Below are 25,138 nucleotides of genomic sequence, written 5' to 3'. Positions count from 1 at the left end.
CTTTGAAAAGCGTTTGATGTCGCTCCTAGCTAAAAACGAGAATGACATCAAAAAACCAAACAAACATTATGCTACTATACCGAAAATACTTTATAAAAAATATCTTACCGCTGCTTATAGTCGTTACTTTTTCAGTGACTAGTATAGTATGGATAACGCAAATATTAAAACTTTTATATTTATTTGATAAAGGTATAAAAGTTATAGACTTCTTCAGTTTAATAGTTTTAGTACTTCCTACTTTATTATTTATTCTGTTACCGGTAATAACGGTTATTACCGTGATCTATATCTATAATAATTTAAAAGTCGAGCGACAATTAATTATATTACAAGCTTCAGGAGTTAATAATGTACAGCTAGCACTACCTGCTTTATATGTCGCATTAATAGTTATGCTACTTGCTTATTATATATCTTCTACCATCCTGCCGTTATCTCATATAAACTTAAAATCACGTTTAAACTTTATAAAGAATAATTATATCTCAAGTATGATTGAAGAGAAAACTTTTAATAAAGTAACGAAAGATATCACTGTTTTTATAGATAAAAAATCAGCAGGAAATATTATGAACGGCGTAATAATATTTGATAACCGCAACGCTGATAACCCATCAGTAATATTTGCGGGTTCAGGTACTCTTAATATATATGATAATAGCCCGATTTTTGAACTTAATAAAGGCATAAGACAAGAATATGACGTAAACGGTAATTTAACTCAGTTAACTTTCGATTCTTTAATGATAAAACTGCAAAATGATAATCCTTTAGTATCGCAAAGAACTAAACATAATAAAGAAGCAAACGAATATTATATAAGCGAATTACTTGCCCCTCCTCATGATTTAGCTATTACTAAAAAAATTAAATTAATTGCTGAAGCACATCAAAGAATAATTTGGCCTTTATACAATTTTGTATTACCTTTTGTAGCACTTGCAGTTTTTTTGAGATATCCTTATAGCAAAAAAACAACTTTTATGCCGGTATTATTTTCTGCCTTAACAGTATTGCTAGTTACTTCAAGTCATTTTATATTACAAAATTTTGCTTCAAAAAATCTAGATTTTATTTTTGCTTGTTATTTCAATTTGGTTATTGCTTTAACGATCGGATTATATTTATTTGTACGTAAAAGAATATAAATTTATTAGACTACTTTATTCCAAGCTCCACGAGGATTTTGAGTAAAACAATCTATTTTGTTTTCCTGTCCGGTAAATTTATTTATTTTAACTGTTAATTCTTTTAAATCTTCCGGTAAATCGGTTATTATAATTATCCTTTTGAAAACTCTTATATACTCTTTTGCTTGTAAAATTTTTCCTATATCTGTAGGCGAAATAATAACAAGCACACTAGCATTATTAGGATTTTGTAACTCATCGGTAATATAAATCGGCTGTTTTTCAGGCTGCGGATCAAGTTTACTACCGTGAGGTATAAATTGCTTACGTGAATAAGTCCAAAGATTTTTATTGAGCATTTCTTGTTGATCTGCATCTGCAGTTAATATCACACTTTTAAGATCAGAGTGATAGCATTTTTCTATCAGAAGCAATATCGATTTTAGAAGCAATTCATCGCTTGTTTGATAAATACTAAATTGCTGCATAAAAATTTTATGTTATTTTTTATGAGAAAATTTAAGTGGTACGGATGAAGGGACTTGAACCCCCACGCCTCACGGCACAAGAACCTAAATCTTGCATGTCTACCAGTTCCATCACATCCGCGTATGGTAATGCCATTCCTGTAAAAAGGTGGCCTTGTTGCATGGATTCTATGTCATTCCTGCCTCTGCGGGAATGACATCAAAGTATTTCCATCAAAAAGTTATAATACACATCATATAATTTTTGTAAATCGCTAATTTTTGTGTATTCGTTTATTTTATGTGCCGTTTCGGATAATAAACCAAACTCTACTAACGGACAATAATTTTTGACGAATCTTGCATCCGACGTACCGCCGCTTGTAGAGAATTCAGGCTTTATTTTAAGCGTATGCTCTACTACTTTAGCAAATTCTTTTATTTTATCGCTAGGGTTCTGAATAAAACTTTCAGCAGAACTACTATATTCTAACTTATAATCTACTTTATATTCTTTACAATGCTGTTTAATAATTTCTTCTACCTGTTTTGCTAAAGTTTCTGCACTATGTAAATTATTAAAACGTATATTGAAAGATGCTTCAGTACTTGCCGGAATTACGTTTGAAGTATTATTACTGACCTCGATATTCGTTACTTCAAGATTTGAACGTTGAAAAAATTCAGTACCTTCATCAAGTTTTATATTTGTTAACTCATTCAATATTATTATTAAGCAAGGCAATGGGTTATTTGCTTTATGAGGATAAGCTACATGCCCGCTTAAGCCTTCTATATTTAATTTAAAGTTAACACTTCCTCTTCTGCCAATCTTAATTGCATCGCCTATTTCTTTTTCACAAGTAGGTTCACCGACAATAGCAAAATTTATCTTATATCCTTGATCATAAATATATTGCAGCATTTCTTTAGTACCATGCTTTGCTTTTCCCTCTTCATCACTAGTAAGTAAGAAACTAATGGAACCTTTAAAATCGGTATTATTTTTTATAAAATCTAAGCTGGCAGCTAGAAAGCACGCTATAGCCCCTTTCATATCCACCGCACCTCTGCCATATATCTTACCGTCTTGCTGGCTAGCTTTAAATGGCCTCGCATTATGCCAAAGCTCATGATTGCCTGCCAGCACTACATCTACATGACCAACAAAGCAAATATTAGGCTCATTGCTACCAAAAACAGCATAAAGATTAGTGACTTGCTCACTTTTAGAATTACCGAATATTTTTATTTCGGTCTTAAAGCCGTGCTGTTTAAGCAAATCATTAATATACTCAATAGCCCCATCGCTCTTAGGAGTTACAGACTTAAAACCAATCAAATCTTTTAAGTAGTTAATGTACATCAATTATTGCCAAAGAGAATTTAATGTGGTTTTTAGTTTGTTTTCAAATTGTTTTATATAGTTTTTAAGGTTGTCAATCTTACTTTGTCAAGCTCTGTTACCATTTTTTGCTGTTCTTCAAGAGGTGGGATAGGAATTTGTAAATCCTCTAAATCTTTCAAATAAACGTGAGGTTGACCTGATCCAGCTTGCTTTTGGTATATTATATTTTGCTGAGATTTTAAAATATAATATAGATATTTAGTTAACAATAGTTTTTCATTAATTGAATAGATTACGTTATAATCTGAAGCCCACATTGGTGAATTATGATACCAAATATATCCAGCATACGCTCCCGCTGAAGAAATAGTGATTATGTTACCGTTAAAATTATATTGATTATGTGAATAAGGACTAACCCGACCAGCTGCTATTACTGGAATATCCCCTTAATTGCAGTATTAATGTTAATCATTTTACCTTTTTTACATACTATTAATGTTGTATACTCCTTATGCTCAAGAGATAAAATATTACTTTTTAATTTATTGATAACGATATCGCCAAATTTAACAATTTCCCATTGTTTATTTATTTCAAAATAAGGATGCCAATTATCTATTATCTGTTTTGCCCCCTCTATTATCTTTTGATAGCTATTCAATTCTTCAATAATTTTCTGTTGTTTTTCTAGAGACAGAAGAGAAATATAAATTGAGTTTATATGTTCTCTATTTAAACCAGGCTGAGCACCTTTATTATAAGCTAAGTTCTTATTAATTTGATTTTGAATTATATCGCTATTTAAACAATAAAATAAATAAGATTGATGTATAATATTCGGTTTCCCTCTAAAATATAAACATGTTCATTAACCATTACTTCTATTTGCGGTAAAATTTTATCATCTACAAAACATACTTTACCCGTTAATTCTCCATCTTTACACATTAAAATATCATTGTTTTTCACCAATCCTTTTTAGCTATTTGATAAAAATCGAGATCTATATCGAGATCTATAAAAGGAATTTTAGATAAATTTAATTTTCCATCCTCGCCTGTTTAAATCATTTATACCGACAATTTTTCTTTTTTTATTGTCTAGATGTAACGCCGATATTTTTAACCTCATAAAACCAATATTCTTTTTAATTATTCGGTTTATGTGCATCGATAAAATAAAGTATTGACGTTTTTACTCCTGTATAAGGTAAAAAAGTACCTTGCGGTAGAGAGATAACGAGTTGCAGCTTTGCTTTTGATAGTAAAAATTGACGAACAGCAGCGGTGTCTTTTCTGAATAAGAACCCTTCAGGTACTACCAATGCCATTCTACCACCCTCTTTTAAATTTTGCAGGCAATGCAAAACACAAGCAGCATCACCGTTATTTTTTGCAATGCCGTTATAAAAAGAGAAGTTATATGATTTTCTGTTATAGTTTTGCCGTTTTTGCTAGTTTTTTTAGTGATAGTTTGAAAAAATGGCAATTAGCAACAATTACATAAAACTTTAACTGCTGATCAGTTAAGGGTTTAACATCATTAGGGTTCTCAAGACTATTTATTTGCTGAATTCCGCTATGTCCATCACCATGCAAAATCATATTCATCTTAGCGATTCTAGCGGTTTTGGTTAACTCTCGCCCATATGATGTATTAAATCTTAATTTTTCTACACCGGTATTAATTATATTATTTTCTTTGATATAATTAAAAACTTCAGTTAAGAACCCACCTGTACCTAAAAAGGATCATAAATTGTTTCTTTAAATTTAGGATCAACCAAATTAATAATGGTTTTAACTATATTTCTCGGTGTAAAATATTCGCCTAAATCATTTTTCCGTTGATGTAATTTTTTCTAAGAAATACTCCATCGCCTTTTATATCTTCATATAAGATATAATCCGGTCTTTTTCCGTTTAATCTTGTCTGTTCTATTTTTGATTTTGGTTTTTGGAAATAAACATTCTTTTTAGTATCATTATCTATATGCCATCCCTTATTTACAAGGTTATTGCTGATAATACATTCAATCCATTCGGTTTGCTGTTCTGCTAACATAAGAATTGCTTAGATATTTTTTTTTGTAATTAATAATTATATCTTCTTACACTTATTATACAAGCTTATAAAAGTACAAAAAACAACTTTTTATCTCACTAAAAAATAAATTATTGCTATGGATTTATATAGATTTTTGACTTTCTTAATGAATTTAAATAACTTATTATTATGAGCTTGTTATAACTAATATTAAAATCATGAGTATAAATAACCAGTTAAGAGAATTAATTAAATCAGGTACTTTTGCCGGTATATTATTAATTATTGCTTTTACCTTAGCAATAATTGTCAGCAATAACATTTTCCTAACAAAATATTATTCTTCTTTTATTTACAGTAAATTTTCTTTAACAATAGGAAATGTAAGTTTACAAACAACTTTTATAGAGTTAGTTAATGACGGTCTCATGACTTTCTTCTTTTTATTAATAGGTTTAGAGATGACATTTCACCTAGTAGAAGGTGAACATAAAAATAAAAAAACTAATATTACCTGCAGCGGCAGCCCTTGGAGGTGTGGTAATTCCTGTCTTAATATACATGTTTTTTAATTACGATAAACCGGGATTAATAAAAGGATGGGCTATTCCTATCGCAACTGATACTGCTTTTGTCCTTGGTATTTTATCTTTTTTCAGCCGACATATATCTTTAGAATTACGAGCTTTTATTATAGGTTTCTCATTAATTGACGATGCTTTTACGTTAATTATACTAGCTTTGTTTTATACTAAAACAATCAATACTCCGGCATTATTAATTTCCTCTATAATTATATTCATCTTGTTTATATTGAATTATCGACAAGTTAAACAATTATTTTATTATATAATTGTAGGTTTATTATTATGGATTAGTATGGTGGAGTCAGGTATTCACGATACTTTATGCAGAGCCATTATAGCACTTTTTATACCTGTTAATATAAAAGGAGAATTTAATACTTCTTTTAAAAAACTTGAAAACTTAACTCGTCCTTTTGTAAATTACTTTATTTTACCGCTTTTTGTATTTATGAATTCCGGTATCCTTTTAGAATATTTTGCATTTAAAGGCATTTGTTCCAACTCAATACTTGCTTTAAGGGACTGTTGCGAGATAATTTTTAATAGTAAAATGAGAGGAAAACAGATAAATAAATATTTAGCTCTGTCCAAATATTTTTAAAAAGAAATTCTGTTTAATATTGAGATAAAATTTATTCAATAGTATAGTAATTTAATAGAGATTTGTTTACAGAGTTAGGATTTTTATTAACAAATTTCTCTAAGCTATTAAAGTTGTTAAAACCACTAATCGTTTTAAATTAAAACATATGGCATTCATAAATTCAGAGAATTGATTTTTGGCAATTCCTATATATCTAACCCGTTTATTATCTTTTGAAAATACCCTCTCAAAAGGTGCTCTGATTTTCGTATAATATTTATCAAGGTCAAAATTCTTATCTTTCATATTATTTTTCTTTATTGAGCAAAGATGGAACCCCTTTTTAGCTGCTGCATTCTTGGCAGAGATTGTACAATAACCTTTATCAACATATGTAGCACCGGAGCTTGGCATAACATGCTTAAAACCTTTGCTATCAGTAACATTTGCAGGGGTAACTGCAACCTTATTGATCATTCCTGATTGAATATCGACACTCACATGTTTTTTATAACCATACCAAAATTTATTTGCTCCCTTACAGCCAATTTTAGCTTGTTTATCCTTTACAACCTTAGGCAGAGTCTCATTATTCAATTTATCATATTTTTGTGTTCTTAGTTTATCACGTTCCTCCCAAAGATTAGCTTTTGAGATTAAATGAGAAGCATCTACAAAGGTAAATACTTCACCCATATAGCCTTGTGCTCGTAGTTGATCTCGGAATTTTACAAATATTTTTGATAGTAAATTAGTGCCTATTTTTTTACGTATTTTACTAAATACACTATAATCAGGCGTCTTCTCTGTAAGAGCAAAATCACAAAACCATTTTGCCGCTGTGCTATCAGCTAAATAACGTTCCAATTCCCGATCCGATAAGTCTTCCATAAATTGCAGCAGCAAACATTTAAACAGCCTCACTATACCATAGCCTTTATAGTTAGCTTCGCATTCTACTGCTAATAACTCAGCTTCAACTGCTTTAAAATTGAATAAACTTTTGAATTTACGATATTGATGATCCACACTTATTAACTCATCTAAACTTACCATTATCATTTGATACTCAGACATATGAACATATTTTTTGTTTTTTTTAATTATACCTGCTATCCTCTCATCTCGCAACAGTCCCATAAGGTGATGCAGCATCGTTACTACCAAAGTCTTCTACTAATTTATCAATATCTTTCTTGTTAATCTATTTTTTAGAGATTTCTTTAAATATAATATCGCTTCTTTTTTACTAAAAGACTCTAATATAATATTTTCTATATCATCACTTAAATTATTATTTTTAGTAGTAATTATCACTTGTACCTTATCATTAAGTATATTAATTATACTGTTAAGATAAGGCTCTATATATTTATGATCTTCAACATTATCAAAAATAAATAATATAGCTGAATTTAAATTAGCAATCCTCTCATGGACTAATCTTATTATGTTTTCTTCCTTTTCATCTATTACGTAAATAGTAAATTCTTTAGCAAGTTGTCTATATGCTTCAAGGACTTTGTCCGCAGAATCTGTGTTAATAAAACGTACTATTTTCTTTTTCGCTTGTGTTTGTCTATCTCCATATTTTATAGCTAGAGTGGTTTTACCGGCTCCAGCGAAAGCACTAACTGTTACAAATCGTTTTTCGTTTAAAGTTTCTTCTATTTGTTGTAATATTTCATTATGGACGATCAGATTATAAGTTGATAAAGGTGGGTAAATTGCTAATTATATTTTCTGTAACTTTAATTGATTCATTAGGAGTATAAGCATTGCAGTCTTCTAATACTTCCTTTGCTTCCCTACTTACTTCAATTAACCTTAAAATTTGCTCTCTTAAATCATCTACTTTAACTTTAGGTAAGTTTGTAAAGATATAATATTTGCCATATTGAGGTTTTATTTCATATAGTTCTTTTATTACTTTTAACTGTTGTTTTATTAAATTTGGTATTTCTTTTTTATCTATACTCAATTTGCTCAACTGTGCTAGATACCAATCGCTACTGTCCTTATTATTTGTATTTGCTATATCTACAGACAAATTTACTTCTTTTATACGATAATGACCTTTGTAAGAAAGTTCAAATTTTCCCTCAGGGGTTATGATCTCTTTTGATGGGCAACCTTGTGCGGCATTATTTTCTAAACGCTTATAAACCCCTAAAAATTGTCCGGTTGCAATATTACCGCTTATATAAGCTGATCGATTACCTCTAAGAAGCTTCCAAATGTCGTTGCAGTAGCATTTTTATATATTAGATTGCTTGCTAAAGGTAATAAATATCAAGTGCTTTATATAATGGGACTGTTGCGAGATAATTTTTAATAGTAAAATGAGAGGAAAACAGATAAATAAATATTTAGCTCTGTCCAAATATTTTTAAAAAGAAATTCTGTTTAATATTGAGATAAAATTTATTCAATAGTATAGTAATTTAATAGAGATTTGTTTACAGAGTTAGGATTTTTATTAACAAATTTCTCTAAGCTATTAAAGTTGTTAAAACCACTAATCGTTTTAAATTAAAACATATGGCATTCATAAATTCAGAGAATTGATTTTTGGCAATTCCTATATATCTAACCCGTTTATTATCTTTTGAAAATACCCTCTCAAAAGGTGCTCTGATTTTCGTATAATATTTATCAAGGTCAAAATTCTTATCTTTCATATTATTTTTCTTTATTGAGCAAAGATGGAACCCCTTTTTAGCTGCTGCATTCTTGGCAGAGATTGTACAATAACCTTTATCAACATATGTAGCACCGGAGCTTGGCATAACATGCTTAAAACCTTTGCTATCAGTAACATTTGCAGGGGTAACTGCAACCTTATTGATCATTCCTGATTGAATATCGACACTCACATGTTTTTTATAACCATACCAAAATTTATTTGCTCCCTTACAGCCAATTTTAGCTTGTTTATCCTTTACAACCTTAGGCAGAGTCTCATTATTCAATTTATCATATTTTTGTGTTCTTAGTTTATCACGTTCCTCCCAAAGATTAGCTTTTGAGATTAAATGAGAAGCATCTACAAAGGTAAATACTTCACCCATATAGCCTTGTGCTCGTAGTTGATCTCGGAATTTTACAAATATTTTTGATAGTAAATTAGTGCCTATTTTTTTACGTATTTTACTAAATACACTATAATCAGGCGTCTTCTCTGTAAGAGCAAAATCACAAAACCATTTTGCCGCTGTGCTATCAGCTAAATAACGTTCCAATTCCCGATCCGATAAGTCTTCCATAAATTGCAGCAGCAAACATTTAAACAGCCTCACTATACCATAGCCTTTATAGTTAGCTTCGCATTCTACTGCTAATAACTCAGCTTCAACTGCTTTAAAATTGAATAAACTTTTGAATTTACGATATTGATGATCCACACTTATTAACTCATCTAAACTTACCATTATCATTTGATACTCAGACATATGAACATATTTTTTGTTTTTTTTAATTATACCTGCTATCCTCTCATCTCGCAACAGTCCCATAATATACGGATTACAGACATTTACAAAATTTGGAGCTGATAAATAAGTTGTTATATTTAAAATTTTTACGTCAAAGGTAGTTTCATGGCTATACATCTGCGGCTAAAGATTTTCTGTAGCTAAACCCGGGCTATCGAATGTGATTGCCTTTGCTTTTGGATAATGAAAATCTCTATGAGCAAAATATAAACTAAGCTCTGCGAGCCATACACCTAAAGAATGACCTGTGAAAGATAAATTATAATTATTCTCTTCAGCATATTTGGTAATCTCCTTTGTAGCTTCATATGCGGCCGCTTGCTGTGCCACTATCTGTCCACCTAAAATACTTTTAAAATGAGCTTTAAACGGTGAATTAGTTTTGAGCAAATCTAATTTTTCAAATGTAGTACCTCGATAGGTAAGTACCATTTGTTTTACTTTTTCATTTACATATGCTTACTGCGTAATATCTACCTATTTCAGGCTTGTTAAATATTTTAAATACTTTCCTGTCTTTTAATTGTTCATTTCGGGTTTTGACCTTTTCATTATTTTCTTTTTCTACAGCAAACTCTACAATATCATTTTCCGTAGAATCCATATAAGCATGTAAACTAAATAAACCATGGACAAAGTCGGTAGGGTGGTGCTTTATAGTTTTGATTATTTAAGATAATTTTACTTTCAATCTTTTGTACAAGCTCACTAGAAGCATTAGGCACCTTGCCCCAGCTTACATTACCGATAAAATTATTATTTTGGATTTTAGCAGCTATTTCCTCTAGCTGCGGAAGCGTTAAATGTAGATTGCTAAAATCTAAATGAACAAATGAAGGGGCATGCTTTTCTAGACACACTATAATTGTTTTATAGTCACTTATAGTTTGAGAATATTGTATAATACTAATTGAACTGAACTTTGTGTTTTCAGCCGATTTTTTTGAAGCATCATAAATTAAAAGTTATTATTTTCAACTATTATTTTTATTCTGAATTTAAAATTAGATTATTTAAGATCTTATATTATAGGAAAATATAGAATGGTGACCCCTACGGGACTCGAACCCGTGTTCCCACCGTGAAAGGGTGGTGTCCTAACCGCTAGACGAAGGGGCCTTAATTTAAAGTAAGCAATATAGATATATTAGTCATACCGTGGCTATGACATTAAGTTAGAAGTTTTATATAACACCTTTGCAAATATTGCAAGTATAAAAATTATAGGTTTACCTTAAGCTTAACACTACCTTGATGACTTCTATAATGTTTATTTAGATAATAATTATAATCCAACGAAATAGTAGTATTTTTGATACTGCCTATAATACCCGTTCCTAAATTATAGGATGTTTTCGGTTGCTTCGGTATTAGATAATTATGTTTGAATGTATTATCAAATATTTTAACAACTCTATTTATTCTTTGGGTTTTCTCTTTAAAATTATGTTCTACCGCTCCTTGGAATGTTAGACTTAAATTATTAAATTTTAGAGCATCTTTTAAAGGTACTGTGACTTTAGTACCGACAATTCCGGACAATATATTATTCTCTTTCATTGTAAGAGCTATTTCTTGTACGTTAACACCGATTTCATTATATACCCCGTCTCGTGACTTCCCGTATCTTAAGCCGATATTCGGGGTAATAACGAACTTGCTCTGCAAAAGATAATTATAATGCAGTAATGCTTCCGCATTATAACTATGATTACGATGTTTTACATTACTTCTAATTTTAGTATCACCATATGAATAAGTTGTTTTATCTTTAATAAAGTTTTTAGAAGCAGATACTAAAGCTTGTAGTGCAAAATTCTTCGGTAATTCTTTTTGTCCGTAAATAGAAACCACATGACTATTAATAAGTTCTTTATCATTATTTTTACTATTTTTAAATTTAAATACTGAATGAACATTACTATAAGCTATACCTACGATATTATTGTCGATTTCAGCATCAAACCCGATAGTAGCACCTTTGTTAGTACCTCTATAACCGGTCATATTCTCAACGCGTCCATGATTATTAGTGCCGTACATACCACGCATCCACAAACCTCTTTTTATATGAGACTCTTCTTCATCACCGGCTCCCACTGCTACCATATTATTAGACATATTCATAGATGCATCTAATCTGTTACGAATCATATTATTTACAATAGTATTAACAACTTTCGCTTGATTTAAAGTAGGAGCGTTTTCTGAAATTTGCGTTTGCATTTCTTTTTTTGCTTCCTGTTCAAGAGGAATAGCAGTATCAACTTCCGTTATTTTAAGATTACCCCCATCGGAATCGGATAATTGCCCTATTGTTTCTTCTTCCTCTTCAAACCCTGAATCATAACTTTCTTCATCTTCGCTACCATCGCCTAATGCTAAACATTCCTTTTCTCTATCGTCACTTAATGCTAATGCACACTCATTACTTGATGCAAGTGCAGGTAATGAAGATAATTGTCTACTTACTTCTGTGTCTTCTTGTTCTTCATCTCCTGCAGGTAAGATAGATTCTGATTTACCATCCGACACTAACATTTCTTGTAACAATGACTGAGCAAGAATATCTGCAGCTTCTTCGCCTGTATACTTCTCTAGAAGTAACGAAGAAATTTTTTCATCATGTTCTTGTAATCGTGCATTTATTGCTAAAAGCATTTTTTCATCTAATTCCTCTACATCCTGTATACGATTACTTATATAAGCCATTGCTTCTTTAATATGATTAAGTTCCTCACTTCTAGAACTTGAGCCAGGCAATTCTTCTATTTTTTTTATTTTATTGCTTAATACTCTTATATAGGTATCTACATAATCTTTATCAATTTCTCTAGTTAGAGTATCTACCAAAGTTACAACATCACGACTACTCAAATCATCACCATTAGAGAAGCTGTTTATGCTACCAACTGAAGATGAACATGAAAATACCGGCTTACTCTCAGTTACCTTAGGTTTAGACTCAGTATCTAGATGCTTTATCTCCCCTTCTAACCAAATCTTTTCTGGATCATCATGATTTAAAGTATCTAACTCCAATTCCTTAGCTTTATAATCATTGGCTATTTTTTTATGTTTAGATTTTAATTCCCCTAATTTCATAACATTAGAATTATTTAAATCCTCTAAGCCACTAACCGAAGGTGAACGGGATAGATTTGATTCTGCATCACTAAGTACACTGCTTATGTCATCAATTGAATAGGAACGTAATATTGATACATCTGTGCTTGAAGACTTTTCATTTAAAGAAAATTCTGCTGCTATGGTTTTCCTTTTTGCTTTTAATTGTGATTCTTTTGAAGATAAGTCTAGTGCTTCCATAGCTAACCGTTTAAATTCTGGGTTTTCTGGATCTTGATATTGATCCAATGTGGCAATAGCTTGCTTTTCCTTAACTATTCTAGCTTCCTCTACTTCTAATAATTTATCTTCTAAATCCAAATACTCTAATTTCTTGTCAAGCTCGGCACTTCTGAATAATGGTATAGGTAATTTTCGTTTACTAGTATTCGTGTAACTTATAGATGGCTTAGGTTGCTCTGTCTTATATATTGTTTCTGATGCTAAATTCTCATAACTAACCGACTTATATATAGTAGATAAATTAGATAATGGCTGTGTACCTTTTTTAATAGTACTATCAACCAAATTTAGTCTACCTTGTGATCTATCATTTATTATAATATTTTTATGATCTTCTCGAAATTGTTGAGCTTGCGGAGAGTTATATAGTGACCCTACATTTATAGGTGGGGTTACAGCTAAATTTTTTGGTAAGTTATCCATATTAGCAGTCGGCATAGAATGACTATTTCCCCCATTTGGATTAAATCCAACATCTGCATCTGTTTCTGTTTCTATATTATTAAAGTATTTATCTGCTCTACTTTTAATAACATCCAATTTTTTTTCTGCTTTTGCATTATAAGCTTTTATATCTTCCGGTTTGCGTATTAATACCTTCTGTAATTCTTGAGAGATTTTAATTGCTTCTCGGTAATCATTTTCTATTTCCTGTAAAACTAAACTAAGTGATTTTCTTTGTGAAGGACTGGTTGTTTGCAGTATTGCGGTTCTCTTTGCATCTAAAAGGCTTATAAGCTGAGTTGCCTTTTTTGTGAATCCACTAACTACACTTAAACTAGACTCCTTATGATTCTCATTTCCCCAAGCGTGGCCAAATTCTCCCTCTTGATCTACTGTTCTTTGCTTTGAGGTTTCTCCATCTCTTTTCCTTTTTCTGTTCTCTGCATAAATTGACCCTACTTTTGATACAGCTCTCTTTATTATATTACCTTGTTTGTTCTTACTAGAAACTAAATAGGTACTTTCTTCAGTTAAAGTTTCTTGAGGTGTATAATGTAAATATAGCTCTAGATCATCCTGCACACCTAAAGTTTCTGCACGCATTTTTTCTGATTGCAGTTGTTGTATCTCCGGAATACTTCCACTTACATTATTTTTCCTCGATGAGTCACTTTTAGCAACCGTTGTATTTTGTGTTGGCGTTATTAAACTAAGAGTTTCTATAGTTAACGTATCAGGTTGTTTTAGATTCTGAACGAACGCGTCGCCAGCTAAATCTAAATATTCTAATCCTCTTTTGTCAAGCTTTGGACTTGAAGAATATGGTGCAGGATTTTTCCAATTGTTGTCAGATCTCAAGCTTTCATCTGTATTTGTGGTTTGTAACAATGCTGATTTTTCTTCAAAATTTGATGATATTACACTTTTAGCTGAAGACGAGCGTGATAATACTGGAATACTGCTTTTTCTTAAATTCTCTTCATACTCTGCATAAGACTGAAATATTTCCGCTTGCTCATATACTTTTTGAGTTTCTGAAATTCTAGCTTGCTGAATTTCATATAATTTCTCGAACAAACCTTCATATGCCTTTATACTGGCAAGATGTGCAATCTCACCTAATTTTTGACTAAATTGATCCGCACTAAACTTTCTCATTTCTGTTGCTAAACTATCTATTACACTATCTATTTGAGCTTGATTTGACTGATTTGGCTGTATGCTATTCAAATAATTAATGTATTGTGAAACCTTAGACTCGTAAATATCTTTTGAATGACTTGGAATAGGGTCCTCTATTTCTTGATTCGGCAACATTACTGTATAAGGTTGCTGCTGAACTTTTCTTGGCACTAAGTACCCATCTTCATCCTCTGGTTGTTCACATAAAATTCTCTGAACCCCATGACTTAATGGTATGGTTGGCTTTGCTTTTGGCGGCTGCTTATAAGTAGGACCGTCAGAATCACCATTCATTTTATCTTGCATGGCTCGTAATGCCGTTCTACTTGTTTCTTTTTTCGCACTAGCAGCTACTTCTTTAGCTTTATCTGATGCCGTTTTTATAGCTTTTTCTTGTTTCTTTATTTCTGATAACTGCTTTTGTGCTTCTTGTTTTTTCTTTTCTATTTCTGTTCTAGCACTACTTTTTCTTGCATTATCTCCGCTTGATTTATTTTTATTAAATACACCTTGCCGAGCCTCATTAATTCTTGCTTGCTGTGCTTGAAACGCACTAACTTTGGTTGACGCCGTTGTAACCGGAACTGTTTCCTGCGATTTTATCGAAACTTTATTTGCTGGAATATCTATTTTTTCTATTTTCTGAAATAATCTATCTGCTTTATTGTTTTTACTTGTTAACTCTTTTTCAAGTTTCTTTATTTTATCTTTATTTTCACCTATTTTGATTTTTGTTTCTATCTCTTCAGCTCTTGACTTGAGTTCTTCTGTTGTTTTTTGTGCTGAAGTTAGCTGCTTATACAACTTCTGCAATGGTTTTTTATTTTTTTTACCTGTGGTATCTTTAATAGCCTGTGTTACTTCAGCTAACTTGATTCCTATCATCTCATTAACTCGTGATATATTACTTACCATTCCTGCTGCAATTTCAGTACTGCTTTTTTTTGTAGGCAACGGTACAAATGTCGGCTTCAGAGGAACTTCTGGTTTAACCTGTGAGCTAGATTGCACTGTCTGTTGTTGCGGGTCGCTACTGCTAAACGATAATCTTCGTGCTGCCTTTGAGTTTGTGTTTATGTTTGGTGGTGTATTAGCTCCTAAACTATCATTTGGTTTAGAATCTGAAGTAGGCTGATACGGAGTCGCCGGTGTTGATGATGGAGTACCAGGTGCCGTAGTATAATGTTCAGGTGATGTCAGGGTAGTATTTGGTGTATTAGGTGCAGTGACAAAACTATTTGAATCTGGGCTAAAAGTAGGCGAAGACTCTGTTATTATAATCTCTGATTTTTGAGGCATTTGTTCTGTCGATTCAGGAGTATAAGTACTTTGACTTTGTGCTGTTTTTTCAGTGCCTGCAAATGTTTTGCGTCTAGTAATTGGTCGTACTTTTCTTGCTTTCTCGACATCAGACTTACTATGTACTACCACTTTATAATGATCCTCTATAGGAACATCTTTTAATGGATTAGATGCCTTAGGTTTGTTAGATATTTTCATTTCTCTTATTTCAGATGGAGTATATGTGTTTATTTCTGGTTCCGGTACAATTACTGTTCCTATCTGCTGCGGGGTATTTGTCGTATCTTTGTGTCCGTTTAATTGTGACACGTGATTCAACAATTTATTACTGAGGTCGATACGAAATGCTTCTTTACTCATCGCCATACCCTCAAAAGGTATTGTAATTATTGCTCCTACTGAAATAGAGGCAAACAGAGAATATTTTAAAAATCTTGATTTTTTTAGTAAATGTTGTTCTGTTAACTTATTCATTACAAATATCTCAATTTAAATTAAAATTTTATATACATAACGTTGGGCATTATAATAAATAAATTAATAAAAAGCAATATATAGGGACTGTTGCGAGATGAGAGGATAGCAGGTATAATTAAAAAAAACAAAAAATATGTTCATATGTCTGAGTATCAAATGATAATGGTAAGTTTAGATGAGTTAATAAGTGTGGATCATCAATATCGTAAATTCAAAAGTTTATTCAATTTTAAAGCAGTTGAAGCTGAGTTATTAGCAGTAGAATGCGAAGCTAACTATAAAGGCTATGGTATAGTGAGGCTGTTTAAATGTTTGCTGCTGCAATTTATGGAAGACTTATCGGATCGGGAATTGGAACGTTATTTAGCTGATAGCACAGCGGCAAAATGGTTTTGTGATTTTGCTCTTACAGAGAAGACGCCTGATTATAGTGTATTTAGTAAAATACGTAAAAAAATAGGCACTAATTTACTATCAAAAATATTTGTAAAATTCCGAGATCAACTACGAGCACAAGGCTATATGGGTGAAGTATTTACCTTTGTAGATGCTTCTCATTTAATCTCAAAAGCTAATCTTTGGGAGGAACGTGATAAACTAAGAACACAAAAATATGATAAATTGAATAATGAGACTCTGCCTAAGGTTGTAAAGGATAAACAAGCTAAAATTGGCTGTAAGGGAGCAAATAAATTTTGGTATGGTTATAAAAAACATGTGAGTGTCGATATTCAATCAGGAATGATCAATAAGGTTGCAGTTACCCCTGCAAATGTTACTGATAGCAAAGGTTTTAAGCATGTTATGCCAAGCTCCGGTGCTACATATGTTGATAAAGGTTATTGTACAATCTCTGCCAAGAATGCAGCAGCTAAAAAGGGGTTCCATCTTTGCTCAATAAAGAAAAATAATATGAAAGATAAGAATTTTGACCTTGATAAATATTATACGAAAATCAGAGCACCTTTTGAGAGGGTATTTTCAAAAGATAATAAACGGGTTAGATATATAGGAATTGCCAAAAATCAATTCTCTGAATTTATGAATGCCATATGTTTTAATTTAAAACGATTAGTGGTTTTAACAACTTTAATAGCTTAGAGAAATTTGTTAATAAAAATCCTAACTCTGTAAACAAATCTCTATTAAATTACTATACTATTGAATAAATTTTATCTCAATATTAAACAGAATTTCTTTTTAAAAATATTTGGACAGAGCTAAATATTTATTTATCTGTTTTCCTCTCATTTTACTATTAAAAATTATCTCGCAACAGTCCCCTTATAGGCTATCTAAAGCAGTAGCATATTTAAAAGCAAATAAATTACTTAAAGTAAATGATTACATTAATTACTTTAAAAATAGCAAAGATGACCATATAGAAACCGTTTTATTACTACAATTATTAGAAAAATCACCTTTAGCTTGGCAGATATTTTACAATATTCTGCAGATTTAGACCCTGATTTTATCAGTATAGAGATTTTCAAAGAATTATTTTTAATAGATGAAGAAAAGCTACAAGAACCTATAAAAAGGTTAAAAGCATTATCGATAATGAATCTAACATACCAAAATAGACAAGCCGGCTTACAATTACATAGATTAATGCAATTTATAACAAAGCAAATTTATAACAAAGCAATATATAAATAAATATAAAGAACATAATAAATATAAAGAACATGCGATAGATGAAAAAGAGATTTATACAAGACTAGCAGAAATCTTAGATGATTTATTTCCAATATTAACAGATGTTCCAAGTGAAGACTGGGAAAATTCTAAAATATTTTATCCCCATGTAGTAAAAATATTAAATGATGATATTGAAATGGATAAATGTAGAAAGGCAAATTTATATCAAAAAATGGGTTATTATATTTATAAAAAATAATGAAACTAGGGAGTTTATATTACAAAGAGGCGATTTTGAGGAAGTTACATTAGAAATTAAACAAAAAATACAAAAGAATGTTTTAAATAAAATATATATTAATGCTGATAAAGATAAGTGGAATAGTAAGTTCTCAATCTTAGGAAATTGGGGGCGAAAGGCTATTTAGGCGATAGATATTTATCGCAAAACAACTAGGAGTTTTATCTGACCTTAAAAATATAGAAATAGCTAAAATGTTATGTTTTGAAGCGATTTGCTTAGGAGCGATTAACAGCTCTAGTAAAAACTTCACTTGTGTAAAAGAATTTGTTAGAGCCTATCCTGAATTAACAAATAAGATAACGAACGAACATCCTGAATATTTTATTGATGGCTCAATATTACGGGTATGTGTTAATGATAAAGCAATTTTAAATAAATTGCTAGCTAGTGATTAGTGTGGCTATGTAGCTTTACCCTCATCCTGAGGAAAATCAGATTTATCCATTAAATTTTTAGCAATGTTGCTTTCTGAAAGCTTAACTGATTGAAAATATTCGGATACAAGTTTTATCACTTCATCACAAAATTCATCTTGGAGCTCTTTACTTGCGGTTGATTTTTGGTTTTGCATTAACTGTATAGCATCAGATTTTTTATGCTCTAAAAATTCTTCAATTTCTTTAGTTTTTTCTTGAATGATTTTCTTGGTAACTTCATTACTTTCTTCTATCATTTGAGAGCGTAAAGTTTCTAATTTCTTTATTTGTGCGTTGGTGTGTTTAAAGAGCAAAGCAGCATCTTCTTTTAACTTTTCAGCTTTTAGAACTTTTTCTTGGACTTCTAAAATCTTAGCATCTAAAGAATTTAAAATGGCTTTTTTTGCCGGTCTATAAACTAAATATACAAAAATTACAAAACTAACGGCAAGCCAGAAGCTCTCATCTAGGAAATTCATTATTTTACTTTTATATTTTGTAGTAAATTCATATCTGCTTTAGTGCCAGCTATTTTTTCAATAATATTAACGGCAAGCTTTATGATTGCTGCGCTTTTATTAGTTCTAAATTGCTTAGCAGCTAAATTTATATCTTCAATGTTTTGATTTATAGCGTTTTTTAAATCTTGCTCTAGATTCTTTTTTTTAATTAAAAATTCTGATTCTAAAGAGTCTATTTTTTCTTTTTTTAGCCTATCTATTTCAGTATTTGTTTTGTCTATTTCCTCGTTATAATATTTATTTAGCTTTTCTACTTCTATGGTCAATGTATCGGCTTGCGTAATATTATCTTGAATATTTGTCTTTCTATTATTAAAAATTTCTTCAGCTTTTGGAGTTATAAATTTATAAACAAAGATATACAATAAGCCGAAAGTAACGATAAGCCAAAAAATTTGTGAATAATAGGTAGCAATATCAAATTGAGGCATCTTATTTAAAAATGAATTTTAAGAAAAAATAAGTAACATAGCAATTACAAAGGAAAAAAGTCCCATTGCTTCAGCAAGACCTGCGCCGATCAGAGCCATTCTTTGTAAGTTTTCTGTAGCCGAAGGGTTTCGTGCTATTGAACTAAGTAGAGAGCTAAATATATTACTAACGCCTAAAGCTGCACCGTACATGCCGATAGCCATAAGTCCTGTACCAATAAATTTTAAAGAAACCATGTCCATAAAAAACCTCACTTTTAATTAATCAAAAAATTTTATCTAATTATCTGTATAATAGGCTTTTTGCACAACGAAGCTAATAAAGAGGAATTTGCAGGAAACACGAAGCACAGAACCGCAGCGTACAAAAAAGTACGTGAGGATTCGAGCATCGGATTGACGTACAAATTATCTTTAGAAGCAAGTTGTGCAAAAAGCCTAGTGTAAATTAATAGCATCATTAAGATACATACAAGATAAAATAGTAAAAATATAAGCTTGAAGTATTGCAACAAAAATTTCAAATCCAATTAGTATCACCATAAGAGGGATTGGCAGAAATTTCAAGTAAATCATTAATGAAACGGTAAAACCGGATATTACTTTTAATAAAACATGTCCCGCCATCATATTAGCGGCAAGTCGCAATGATAAACTAACCGGTCTTGCTAAATATGTAAATAGTTCAATTACTATCATCAACGGTGCTAACCATAAAGGAGTACCGTGCGGTAAAAAAAGGGTTAAAAAACGTAAGCCGTGTTTTACAAAACCGACTATAGTTACCATTAAAAATACTAGAATTGCCAAGGTAAAAGTAACGATAATATGACTAGTAGCAGTAAAGCTATAAGGTGTCATACCAAGTAAATTACAGAATAAAATGAAAATAAATAAACTAAAAACTAACGGAATAAATTTACGTCCTTTTACTCCTATATTCTGATTTAACATATCAGCTACAAGATTATAAACTATTTCAGCACTCACTTGTAATCTAGAAGGTACTAATTTCCGGTTATAAAAAGCTAAGTAAAAATAAGTTAGAGCTAAGATGCTAGCAAGTAACATATAGATACTCGAATTAGTAAAGCTGACGTCAAAACCGAACATTTTGATGTCTATTAATTTTTTGATATCAAATTGTGCTAAAGGGCTATGAGTCATTTCCTTACTTTTTATTATTTACTTTTTGCCTTATAATGTTAAAGCCAGCAATCATTCCTATTATTGTAAATATAATAAGAAATAAAGGTTTAGAATTAAAAAATTTATCCGTAAATATTCCAATTACGACACCTACCATTGTACCTGAAACTAAATCTACAGCGATAGTGAACGGGCTAATTTCTTGCCGAATTTTAGGATTAGAGAACTTAGGAGTTTTTAAGTCTTTAATTCTTGCTTTGATATCTTTTAGTTTTTCCGTATTCATTAGTTTATCTCCGTCTTGCGAGAAGACGCCATAGGCGTCGACGAAGCAATCTCAGGATATTTAACGAGATTGCCGTACAGTCTACGACTGCTCGCAATGACGATCTAAATTACAAGCTTATTTCATTTTTTGCTTTTTCTTTCTGCTCCTCTAAAGCTTTATCAACTGCTGTGGAAATAGTATCTATGCTATAACTTCCTGTTTGTACTCCGTTAACGAAGAAAGAAGGAGTACCTATAAATTGGGGTGCTTTTGCTACAAAATTGGTATTAGCAATTAGTATTGCAGTAATTTTATCATTATTTAAACATTGTTTATATTCTTCCGGAGAAATACCGCCAAGTTGTCCTATATCAGTTAATAATTCTCTGTATTTATTGCTATATGCCCACTTATCTTGTTGTATTAATATGATATTATGAAGTTGTGTAAAACTATTTGTATCCCCCTTGCAGCGGGCTAAAATTGCAGCATCTAAATCTTGTTTAGTAGCAATAAATTCACGAACCACATATGCAATTTTGTTAGTATCAATATATTTTTTCTTAAGTTCCGGAAAAATTGTTTGATGATAATAAGCACAATGCGGACAGGTAGGAGAAAAATACTCGACTACTATAACATTTGATTTTTTGTTACCGAGAACCATATCATTATCATCAACTTTAAAAGTGACTTTAACAGGTTTTATTGCAGGATTTTTTTGTTCTTGTGAAGCCGGCGTTGATACTTCATCAGTCTGATTATTATCATTAGCAGGAACTATTGATTCAGCCGTATTTTCAGAATTTACGGCTTTCTGATTCGTTTCTTTAGAAGTCGCGTTATTTTGTAGAGTTTCGTGCTCTATTATTTGTTTTTCCTCATGGTTCTTATCTTGTGCTTTTTCTTCTGAACAGCTACTCAAAAATAATAAAAATATTAGTACAATAAAAATACTTCGCATATTTATTCCTTTAACTTATTAATATTATCTACAATAAGATCGTATCAATTTTATTTCAATAAAAATCTCTACTTTATAATAAAAGCAAAATATGCTATGCTATAGAAAATAATAGTCTAACATTAAGTTCTTAGGCATTAAAACCACTACGGAGGAATTAATAATGGCAAATACAACACAATCTGAACAAAAATCCGAGTTTAAAATAGGGCAGAGAATTGTCTATCCTGCACATGGAGTTGGTGAGATAACAAATATAGAATATCATACTATTGCAGGTACTGAAATTAAAGTATATGTAATGTCCTTTTCGCAGGATAAAATGACATTAAAAGTGCCTGTTAGTAGAGCTGCGGTTGTTGGTCTTAGAGCGGTTGCAAGCAGAAAAGATTTAGATGTCATATATTCAACTCTTCAAGGTAAACCAAAACAAGGAAATAGAATGTGGAGTAGAAGAGCCCAAGAATATGAAGGTAAAATTAACTCAGGTAATATTGTAGCCATAGCCGAAGTATTACGGGACTTACATAAAAATGTTGATAATGATCGTTCTTACAGTGAAAGAACACTCTACGAATCAGCTTTAAATAGACTTGCAGGCGAGCTTGCTATCCTTGAAAATATCCACCCAACCGAAGCAATTAATAAGTTAGTTGAAGTATTGCGTGAAAAATTAGTAGCATAGTTATACTCGTTCAACTTGAAAAATTGGCTGTGTCGTCTTTGTAAGTCCTCGGATGCTCATGTATTAAGTATACGCTCTGCTCCTCGGCTTATAGGCTCCTTGCTCTTTTCCAAGTTGAGCTTCGTATAGCTACTCTTCATTGATTCGGATTATATTTTTATGGATTGGCTGTAGTCTACGACTATTCGCAATAACGAAAAAGCTGATCCATGCAACAAAGCAGACTTGACCACGAACATTTTAATTACTCTACTAACAGATAATTCATCCGGAATTTCTCAAGGGATGTATTAACTACATAGTCAACAAATTCTTTTAATAATTTTGGATCTGTTACTTCCTGTCCTTTATCGTCACGAGCAGTTAAAAGTTTTGAATTAATTTTTTCAAGAACGCCTTTCTTAATATCATCAATATTATGCGTACCGTCTAACATTTCTAAAATATATTTTTCATGTATCGGTATACCTACCATATCGTTAAGTCTATTAGTGACGCTAAACACGCTAGTTACATTATTAAAATATGCTTGTTTTGCTTGATATCTTGCAAATTCGCTAGTTTTAGGTTTTTCGGTGATAGTTGCTATAGCATGAGGTTTGGTCTCAAATATTTTGAGATAACCTTGAAAAATGAATATGATAAAATGCTGTTCTAATGCTGCTAAGAAATCTTGTAATTGATATTTACCAAGCTTTTTAAAAGCTTCTTTTGCTACTTGTTCTAAGCTTATCGGATTGCTAATATTTTCGGCATATACATATAAAATAGCTTTCATGATCGGCGAAGTGGTTGAAATAAAAGGCTCAGGTAAATTTTCGTAATAGAAGCTAACATTTTCCTGTTCGTTAGTTAAATCAACAGCTTTTTCTAGAATTACCGGTCTAATATTAAGGCTAGTAAAAAACTCTTTTAAATTATTAAATTCAATTTTTCTGTTTATAGGTATGTTTTGATGACATAATAATGTCGAGCGGAACTTTCTATTAGTGATAAAATCCATATATTGCTCAGTACGAACAATATCATTAACGGCTTGTAGCTTTTCTGCTGCCTGAGTAGGTAAATTACCGATAAACATTGCAGTAAGCGACGTATCACCTAAGTAATTTAGATGATTTTTTTGAGCTTTTTCTATGAATTGGTGAAAATATATACCTGTATTAATTTCGCCTAAATATTCATGTAATACATATGAGTCCGTATATGCAGATAATAATTTTGTTTCATCTCGTAAGAAATTAGAATAAGGTGTTGTGGAGCTTTCTAATGAGTCATTGATGAACTTTAAAAGTAATTTAGCTTGTTGTAATTTATCATGGCTAGTATTAAATAGCTCTGAATGGAACATAATCATTTCACGTATTGTTCTTTGCATATTCCAGCCCGGGAGCGTATTATAGCTTACAAAAGCTATGCCGTTCGGATTTAGCAGTTTATTACAGACTTCGAGTATTTTATCTTGTACTTCTTCAGGTACCCATGAATATACGCCGTGACAAACTATGTAATCAAACTTACCGTATGACTCATCAAGGTCCAATATAGATAATGCCTTTAGTTCGGCATTTTTTATTTTCAAATCACTGATAATTTTTTTACCTAATCCTATTTGTGTTTTGGATAAGTCAACACCTAGAGATTGTGATTTAGGATATGTTTCAGCAAAGTTAAGCAGATTAACACCTATTCCACAACCGAGTTCAAGTATTTTAGCAGTTTCAAGAGGTGGAGGGTTTAGCCCGAATAGCTTGCCGATAGTTCTTAAATAAGGTGGGGAGGTATAACTGAAAGTAAATGGAGAATAAGGTACTTCATCATAGGATATTTTATTAGCTTGTTTTGTCATAGTATTTACATAAATTAAAAATTAATTTTAAGCAGTTTCAAAAGATTAAGCAATATATTTATATACAAAAAACTTTAAATTTAACTAATGCTCATATAATATGTAAGTGAAGAGTAATTTTATTTTATGAAAAATAATAATAGTTATTTTGGTTTTTTAAGAGGTGCGATAAAAATCAAGAAGGATGTTGTAAATTTTTCTTGTGAATCTGATTGGGATAGTGCTTTATTGTATGGATCAGAAAATACTCTTGATGTCATTCCCGCTTTTAGCGGGCGTTGTTACATGGTGCGAGAAAAGTGTTCAATGTCATTCCTGCGAAAGCAGGAATCCAGCAAAAAAGTATTAAATACAGCAAATTTTTGAAATTAAAAGCTCGATTTATCTCGCTTTATGCGGGATTCCTGCTTTCGCAGGAATGACATAAGAGCCATGAAATAACACCGCTTTTAGCTAGGAATGACATTATTAAACA

General features: G+C 31.1%; 29 protein-coding genes, 2 tRNA genes and 5 pseudogenes. 10 read left to right on the top strand and 26 right to left on the bottom strand.

Annotated features, from left to right (window positions below; genetic code table 11):
- Positions 1 to 68: 68 nt before the first annotated feature.
- Positions 69 to 1,151 carry an LptF/LptG family permease gene (locus C4Q30_RS05610; protein ID WP_103897442.1) on the top strand — a complete coding sequence of 361 codons (1,083 nt, stop codon included), beginning with the start codon at positions 69 to 71 and terminating at the stop codon, positions 1,149 to 1,151.
- A gap of 5 nt (positions 1,152 to 1,156) precedes the next feature.
- On the opposite strand, the gene C4Q30_RS05605 is transcribed toward C4Q30_RS05610, so the two are convergent.
- The 10 genes and pseudogenes from C4Q30_RS05605 to C4Q30_RS09080 all read right to left on the bottom strand — a co-directional run bounded on the left by C4Q30_RS05605 (position 1,157) and on the right by C4Q30_RS09080 (position 5,015).
- Positions 1,157 to 1,621: a DNA polymerase III subunit chi gene (locus C4Q30_RS05605; protein WP_004997101.1), complete on the bottom strand. Its 465-nt coding sequence runs from the start codon at positions 1,619 to 1,621 to the stop codon at positions 1,157 to 1,159.
- Between the two features lie 36 nt (positions 1,622 to 1,657).
- Positions 1,658 to 1,742: transfer RNA gene (locus C4Q30_RS05600), tRNA-Leu, on the bottom strand.
- A 78-nt stretch (positions 1,743 to 1,820) separates the two neighbouring features.
- A complete protein-coding gene (gene dapE / locus C4Q30_RS05595) occupies positions 1,821 to 2,966 on the bottom strand; it encodes a succinyl-diaminopimelate desuccinylase (RefSeq protein WP_103897441.1) in 1,146 nt (381 codons plus the stop codon).
- A gap of 53 nt (positions 2,967 to 3,019) precedes the next feature.
- Complete coding sequence (locus tag C4Q30_RS09845; RefSeq protein WP_342447544.1) at positions 3,020 to 3,382, bottom strand: restriction endonuclease subunit S; 363 nt, start codon at positions 3,380 to 3,382, stop codon at positions 3,020 to 3,022.
- Positions 3,382 to 3,612: a hypothetical protein gene (locus C4Q30_RS09840; protein ID WP_245207583.1), complete on the bottom strand. Its 231-nt coding sequence runs from the start codon at positions 3,610 to 3,612 to the stop codon at positions 3,382 to 3,384. Before C4Q30_RS09840 ends, C4Q30_RS09845 begins: the two co-directional genes overlap by 1 nt.
- 15 nt (positions 3,613 to 3,627) lie before the next feature.
- Positions 3,628 to 3,920, bottom strand: a pseudogene (locus C4Q30_RS09835) (restriction endonuclease subunit S); the annotation flags it as partial.
- A 178-nt stretch (positions 3,921 to 4,098) separates the two neighbouring features.
- The gene (locus C4Q30_RS10285) at positions 4,099 to 4,317 is read right to left on the bottom strand and encodes an N-6 DNA methylase (RefSeq protein ID WP_280641674.1); all 219 of its coding nucleotides are present in this window, start codon (positions 4,315 to 4,317) and stop codon (positions 4,099 to 4,101) included.
- 67 nt (positions 4,318 to 4,384) lie between these two features.
- Positions 4,385 to 4,639 carry an N-6 DNA methylase gene (locus C4Q30_RS10280; protein ID WP_280641707.1) on the bottom strand — a complete coding sequence of 85 codons (255 nt, stop codon included), beginning with the start codon at positions 4,637 to 4,639 and terminating at the stop codon, positions 4,385 to 4,387.
- Positions 4,640 to 4,692: 53 nt separating this feature from the next.
- Entirely contained in the window at positions 4,693 to 4,758 is a 66-nt protein-coding gene (locus tag C4Q30_RS10275; protein ID WP_280641706.1) for a hypothetical protein, read from the bottom strand.
- Between the two features lie 23 nt (positions 4,759 to 4,781).
- A complete protein-coding gene (locus tag C4Q30_RS09080) occupies positions 4,782 to 5,015 on the bottom strand; it encodes a hypothetical protein (RefSeq protein ID WP_209445212.1) in 234 nt (77 codons plus the stop codon).
- A 200-nt stretch (positions 5,016 to 5,215) separates the two neighbouring features.
- On the opposite strand from C4Q30_RS09080, the pseudogene nhaA reads away from it, so the two are divergent.
- Positions 5,216 to 6,185: pseudogene (gene nhaA / locus C4Q30_RS10725) on the top strand (Na+/H+ antiporter NhaA).
- Positions 6,186 to 6,284: 99 nt separating this feature from the next.
- Here the strand turns inward: nhaA and C4Q30_RS05565 are convergent.
- The 9 genes and pseudogenes from C4Q30_RS05565 to C4Q30_RS05530 form a co-directional block, all read right to left on the bottom strand.
- A complete protein-coding gene (locus C4Q30_RS05565; RefSeq protein WP_209445172.1) occupies positions 6,285 to 7,307 on the bottom strand; it encodes a transposase in 1,023 nt (340 codons plus the stop codon).
- Positions 7,288 to 7,868 (bottom strand): annotated as a pseudogene (locus tag C4Q30_RS10515) (ATP-binding protein). The gene C4Q30_RS05565 and the pseudogene C4Q30_RS10515 overlap by 20 nt, the downstream one beginning before the upstream one ends.
- A 1-nt stretch (position 7,869) precedes the next feature.
- Complete coding sequence (locus C4Q30_RS05555; protein WP_103897439.1) at positions 7,870 to 8,217, bottom strand: hypothetical protein; 348 nt, start codon at positions 8,215 to 8,217, stop codon at positions 7,870 to 7,872.
- A gap of 442 nt (positions 8,218 to 8,659) precedes the next feature.
- Positions 8,660 to 9,682, bottom strand: coding sequence for a transposase (locus tag C4Q30_RS05550; RefSeq protein WP_209445172.1), 1,023 nt, complete (start codon positions 9,680 to 9,682; stop codon positions 8,660 to 8,662).
- A 102-nt stretch (positions 9,683 to 9,784) separates the two neighbouring features.
- On the bottom strand, positions 9,785 to 10,093 hold the full coding sequence (locus C4Q30_RS05545; RefSeq protein ID WP_209445211.1) for a lipase family protein: 309 nt from the start codon (positions 10,091 to 10,093) through the stop codon (positions 9,785 to 9,787).
- Positions 10,094 to 10,106: 13 nt separating this feature from the next.
- Positions 10,107 to 10,265, bottom strand: coding sequence for a hypothetical protein (locus tag C4Q30_RS09815; RefSeq protein WP_245207504.1), 159 nt, complete (start codon positions 10,263 to 10,265; stop codon positions 10,107 to 10,109).
- Positions 10,266 to 10,278: 13 nt separating this feature from the next.
- A complete protein-coding gene (locus C4Q30_RS09810) occupies positions 10,279 to 10,521 on the bottom strand; it encodes a hypothetical protein (protein WP_245207503.1) in 243 nt (80 codons plus the stop codon).
- Between the two features lie 184 nt (positions 10,522 to 10,705).
- Positions 10,706 to 10,780 (bottom strand) — tRNA-Glu (locus tag C4Q30_RS05535).
- A gap of 102 nt (positions 10,781 to 10,882) precedes the next feature.
- Positions 10,883 to 16,432, bottom strand: coding sequence for an autotransporter domain-containing protein (locus C4Q30_RS05530; RefSeq protein WP_103897438.1), 5,550 nt, complete (start codon positions 16,430 to 16,432; stop codon positions 10,883 to 10,885).
- A gap of 90 nt (positions 16,433 to 16,522) precedes the next feature.
- Between C4Q30_RS05530 and C4Q30_RS05525 the strand changes: the two genes are divergently transcribed.
- The 5 genes and pseudogenes from C4Q30_RS05525 to C4Q30_RS05505 all read left to right on the top strand — a co-directional run bounded on the left by C4Q30_RS05525 (position 16,523) and on the right by C4Q30_RS05505 (position 18,775).
- Complete coding sequence (locus C4Q30_RS05525; protein WP_209445201.1) at positions 16,523 to 17,536, top strand: transposase; 1,014 nt, start codon at positions 16,523 to 16,525, stop codon at positions 17,534 to 17,536.
- Positions 17,537 to 17,714: 178 nt separating this feature from the next.
- Positions 17,715 to 17,897, top strand: a pseudogene (locus C4Q30_RS10510) (NB-ARC domain-containing protein); the annotation flags it as partial.
- Positions 17,864 to 18,094, top strand: a complete 231-nt coding sequence (locus C4Q30_RS05515) for a hypothetical protein (RefSeq protein WP_103897437.1) — start codon at positions 17,864 to 17,866, stop codon at positions 18,092 to 18,094. The pseudogene C4Q30_RS10510 and the gene C4Q30_RS05515, both read left to right, overlap by 34 nt.
- A gap of 164 nt (positions 18,095 to 18,258) precedes the next feature.
- Complete coding sequence (locus C4Q30_RS05510; protein ID WP_103897436.1) at positions 18,259 to 18,504, top strand: hypothetical protein; 246 nt, start codon at positions 18,259 to 18,261, stop codon at positions 18,502 to 18,504.
- A gap of 67 nt (positions 18,505 to 18,571) precedes the next feature.
- Positions 18,572 to 18,775, top strand: coding sequence for a hypothetical protein (locus C4Q30_RS05505; RefSeq protein ID WP_103897435.1), 204 nt, complete (start codon positions 18,572 to 18,574; stop codon positions 18,773 to 18,775).
- 5 nt (positions 18,776 to 18,780) lie between these two features.
- Here the strand turns inward: C4Q30_RS05505 and C4Q30_RS05500 are convergent, their stop codons facing one another.
- Genes C4Q30_RS05500 through C4Q30_RS05490 form a run of 3 tightly spaced genes read right to left on the bottom strand, consistent with a single transcriptional unit; the run spans position 18,781 to position 19,991 of the window.
- Entirely contained in the window at positions 18,781 to 19,275 is a 495-nt protein-coding gene (locus tag C4Q30_RS05500; protein WP_014013746.1) for a F0F1 ATP synthase subunit B, read from the bottom strand.
- Positions 19,275 to 19,748 (bottom strand): F0F1 ATP synthase subunit B family protein, encoded by a 474-nt coding sequence (locus tag C4Q30_RS05495; protein ID WP_014120444.1) that lies wholly within the window; start codon positions 19,746 to 19,748, stop codon positions 19,275 to 19,277. The genes C4Q30_RS05500 and C4Q30_RS05495 overlap by 1 nt, the downstream gene beginning before the upstream one ends.
- Before the next feature lie 18 nt (positions 19,749 to 19,766).
- Entirely contained in the window at positions 19,767 to 19,991 is a 225-nt protein-coding gene (locus C4Q30_RS05490; RefSeq protein ID WP_010976714.1) for a F0F1 ATP synthase subunit C, read from the bottom strand.
- 21 nt (positions 19,992 to 20,012) lie between these two features.
- Between C4Q30_RS05490 and C4Q30_RS05485 the strand changes: the two are divergent.
- Positions 20,013 to 20,192: pseudogene (locus C4Q30_RS05485) on the top strand (palindromic element RPE1 domain-containing protein); the annotation flags it as partial.
- Here the strand turns inward: C4Q30_RS05485 and C4Q30_RS05480 are convergent.
- From C4Q30_RS05480 to C4Q30_RS05470, 3 genes are all read right to left on the bottom strand, one after another.
- On the bottom strand, positions 20,187 to 20,915 hold the full coding sequence (locus C4Q30_RS05480) for a F0F1 ATP synthase subunit A (RefSeq protein WP_103897433.1): 729 nt from the start codon (positions 20,913 to 20,915) through the stop codon (positions 20,187 to 20,189). The pseudogene C4Q30_RS05485 and the gene C4Q30_RS05480 overlap by 6 nt on opposite strands.
- A gap of 4 nt (positions 20,916 to 20,919) precedes the next feature.
- Entirely contained in the window at positions 20,920 to 21,183 is a 264-nt protein-coding gene (locus tag C4Q30_RS05475) for an AtpZ/AtpI family protein (protein ID WP_014365153.1), read from the bottom strand.
- A gap of 109 nt (positions 21,184 to 21,292) precedes the next feature.
- Positions 21,293 to 22,129 (bottom strand): DsbA family protein, encoded by an 837-nt coding sequence (locus C4Q30_RS05470; protein WP_103897432.1) that lies wholly within the window; start codon positions 22,127 to 22,129, stop codon positions 21,293 to 21,295.
- A 163-nt stretch (positions 22,130 to 22,292) separates the two neighbouring features.
- On the opposite strand from C4Q30_RS05470, the gene C4Q30_RS05465 reads away from it, so the two are divergent.
- Positions 22,293 to 22,814 (top strand): CarD family transcriptional regulator, encoded by a 522-nt coding sequence (locus C4Q30_RS05465; protein WP_103897431.1) that lies wholly within the window; start codon positions 22,293 to 22,295, stop codon positions 22,812 to 22,814.
- Positions 22,815 to 23,058: 244 nt separating this feature from the next.
- Here the strand turns inward: C4Q30_RS05465 and C4Q30_RS05455 are convergent, their stop codons facing one another.
- Positions 23,059 to 24,663, bottom strand: coding sequence for a methyltransferase regulatory domain-containing protein (locus tag C4Q30_RS05455; protein WP_103897429.1), 1,605 nt, complete (start codon positions 24,661 to 24,663; stop codon positions 23,059 to 23,061).
- A 126-nt stretch (positions 24,664 to 24,789) separates the two neighbouring features.
- Between C4Q30_RS05455 and C4Q30_RS05450 the strand changes: the two genes are divergently transcribed.
- The gene (locus C4Q30_RS05450) at positions 24,790 to 25,029 is read left to right on the top strand and encodes a hypothetical protein (RefSeq protein WP_209445210.1); all 240 of its coding nucleotides are present in this window, start codon (positions 24,790 to 24,792) and stop codon (positions 25,027 to 25,029) included.
- Positions 25,030 to 25,138 lie beyond the last annotated feature (109 nt).

Origin of the sequence: Rickettsia fournieri, from assembly GCF_900243065.1 — a bacterium.
Classification (GTDB): domain Bacteria; phylum Pseudomonadota; class Alphaproteobacteria; order Rickettsiales; family Rickettsiaceae; genus Rickettsia; species Rickettsia rickettsii.
The sequence above is the reverse complement of the archived record's forward strand: the minus strand, read 5'-3'. Positions and strand labels throughout refer to the sequence as shown.

Excerpts from the sequence above, each read along its gene's own strand:
- C4Q30_RS05610 (WP_103897442.1), top strand. The coding sequence starts at position 69 with ATGCTACTATACCGAAAATACTTTATAAAAAATATCTTACCGCTGCTT.
- C4Q30_RS05605 (WP_004997101.1), bottom strand. The coding sequence starts at position 1,621 with ATGCAGCAATTTAGTATTTATCAAACAAGCGATGAATTGCTTCTAAAA.
- dapE (WP_103897441.1), bottom strand. The coding sequence starts at position 2,966 with ATGTACATTAACTACTTAAAAGATTTGATTGGTTTTAAGTCTGTAACT.
- C4Q30_RS09080 (WP_209445212.1), bottom strand. The coding sequence starts at position 5,015 with ATGTTAGCAGAACAGCAAACCGAATGGATTGAATGTATTATCAGCAAT.
- C4Q30_RS05565 (WP_209445172.1), bottom strand. The coding sequence starts at position 7,307 with ATGGGACTGTTGCGAGATGAGAGGATAGCAGGTATAATTAAAAAAAAC.
- C4Q30_RS05550 (WP_209445172.1), bottom strand. The coding sequence starts at position 9,682 with ATGGGACTGTTGCGAGATGAGAGGATAGCAGGTATAATTAAAAAAAAC.
- C4Q30_RS05545 (WP_209445211.1), bottom strand. The coding sequence starts at position 10,093 with ATGGTACTTACCTATCGAGGTACTACATTTGAAAAATTAGATTTGCTC.
- C4Q30_RS09815 (WP_245207504.1), bottom strand. The coding sequence starts at position 10,265 with ATGGATTCTACGGAAAATGATATTGTAGAGTTTGCTGTAGAAAAAGAA.
- C4Q30_RS05530 (WP_103897438.1), bottom strand. The coding sequence starts at position 16,432 with ATGAATAAGTTAACAGAACAACATTTACTAAAAAAATCAAGATTTTTA.
- C4Q30_RS05510 (WP_103897436.1), top strand. The coding sequence starts at position 18,259 with ATGATGATATTGAAATGGATAAATGTAGAAAGGCAAATTTATATCAAA.
- C4Q30_RS05505 (WP_103897435.1), top strand. The coding sequence starts at position 18,572 with ATGTTATGTTTTGAAGCGATTTGCTTAGGAGCGATTAACAGCTCTAGT.
- C4Q30_RS05500 (WP_014013746.1), bottom strand. The coding sequence starts at position 19,275 with ATGAATTTCCTAGATGAGAGCTTCTGGCTTGCCGTTAGTTTTGTAATT.
- C4Q30_RS05495 (WP_014120444.1), bottom strand. The coding sequence starts at position 19,748 with ATGCCTCAATTTGATATTGCTACCTATTATTCACAAATTTTTTGGCTT.
- C4Q30_RS05490 (WP_010976714.1), bottom strand. The coding sequence starts at position 19,991 with ATGGACATGGTTTCTTTAAAATTTATTGGTACAGGACTTATGGCTATC.
- C4Q30_RS05480 (WP_103897433.1), bottom strand. The coding sequence starts at position 20,915 with ATGACTCATAGCCCTTTAGCACAATTTGATATCAAAAAATTAATAGAC.
- C4Q30_RS05475 (WP_014365153.1), bottom strand. The coding sequence starts at position 21,183 with ATGAATACGGAAAAACTAAAAGATATCAAAGCAAGAATTAAAGACTTA.
- C4Q30_RS05470 (WP_103897432.1), bottom strand. The coding sequence starts at position 22,129 with ATGCGAAGTATTTTTATTGTACTAATATTTTTATTATTTTTGAGTAGC.
- C4Q30_RS05465 (WP_103897431.1), top strand. The coding sequence starts at position 22,293 with ATGGCAAATACAACACAATCTGAACAAAAATCCGAGTTTAAAATAGGG.
- C4Q30_RS05455 (WP_103897429.1), bottom strand. The coding sequence starts at position 24,663 with ATGACAAAACAAGCTAATAAAATATCCTATGATGAAGTACCTTATTCT.
- C4Q30_RS05450 (WP_209445210.1), top strand. The coding sequence starts at position 24,790 with ATGAAAAATAATAATAGTTATTTTGGTTTTTTAAGAGGTGCGATAAAA.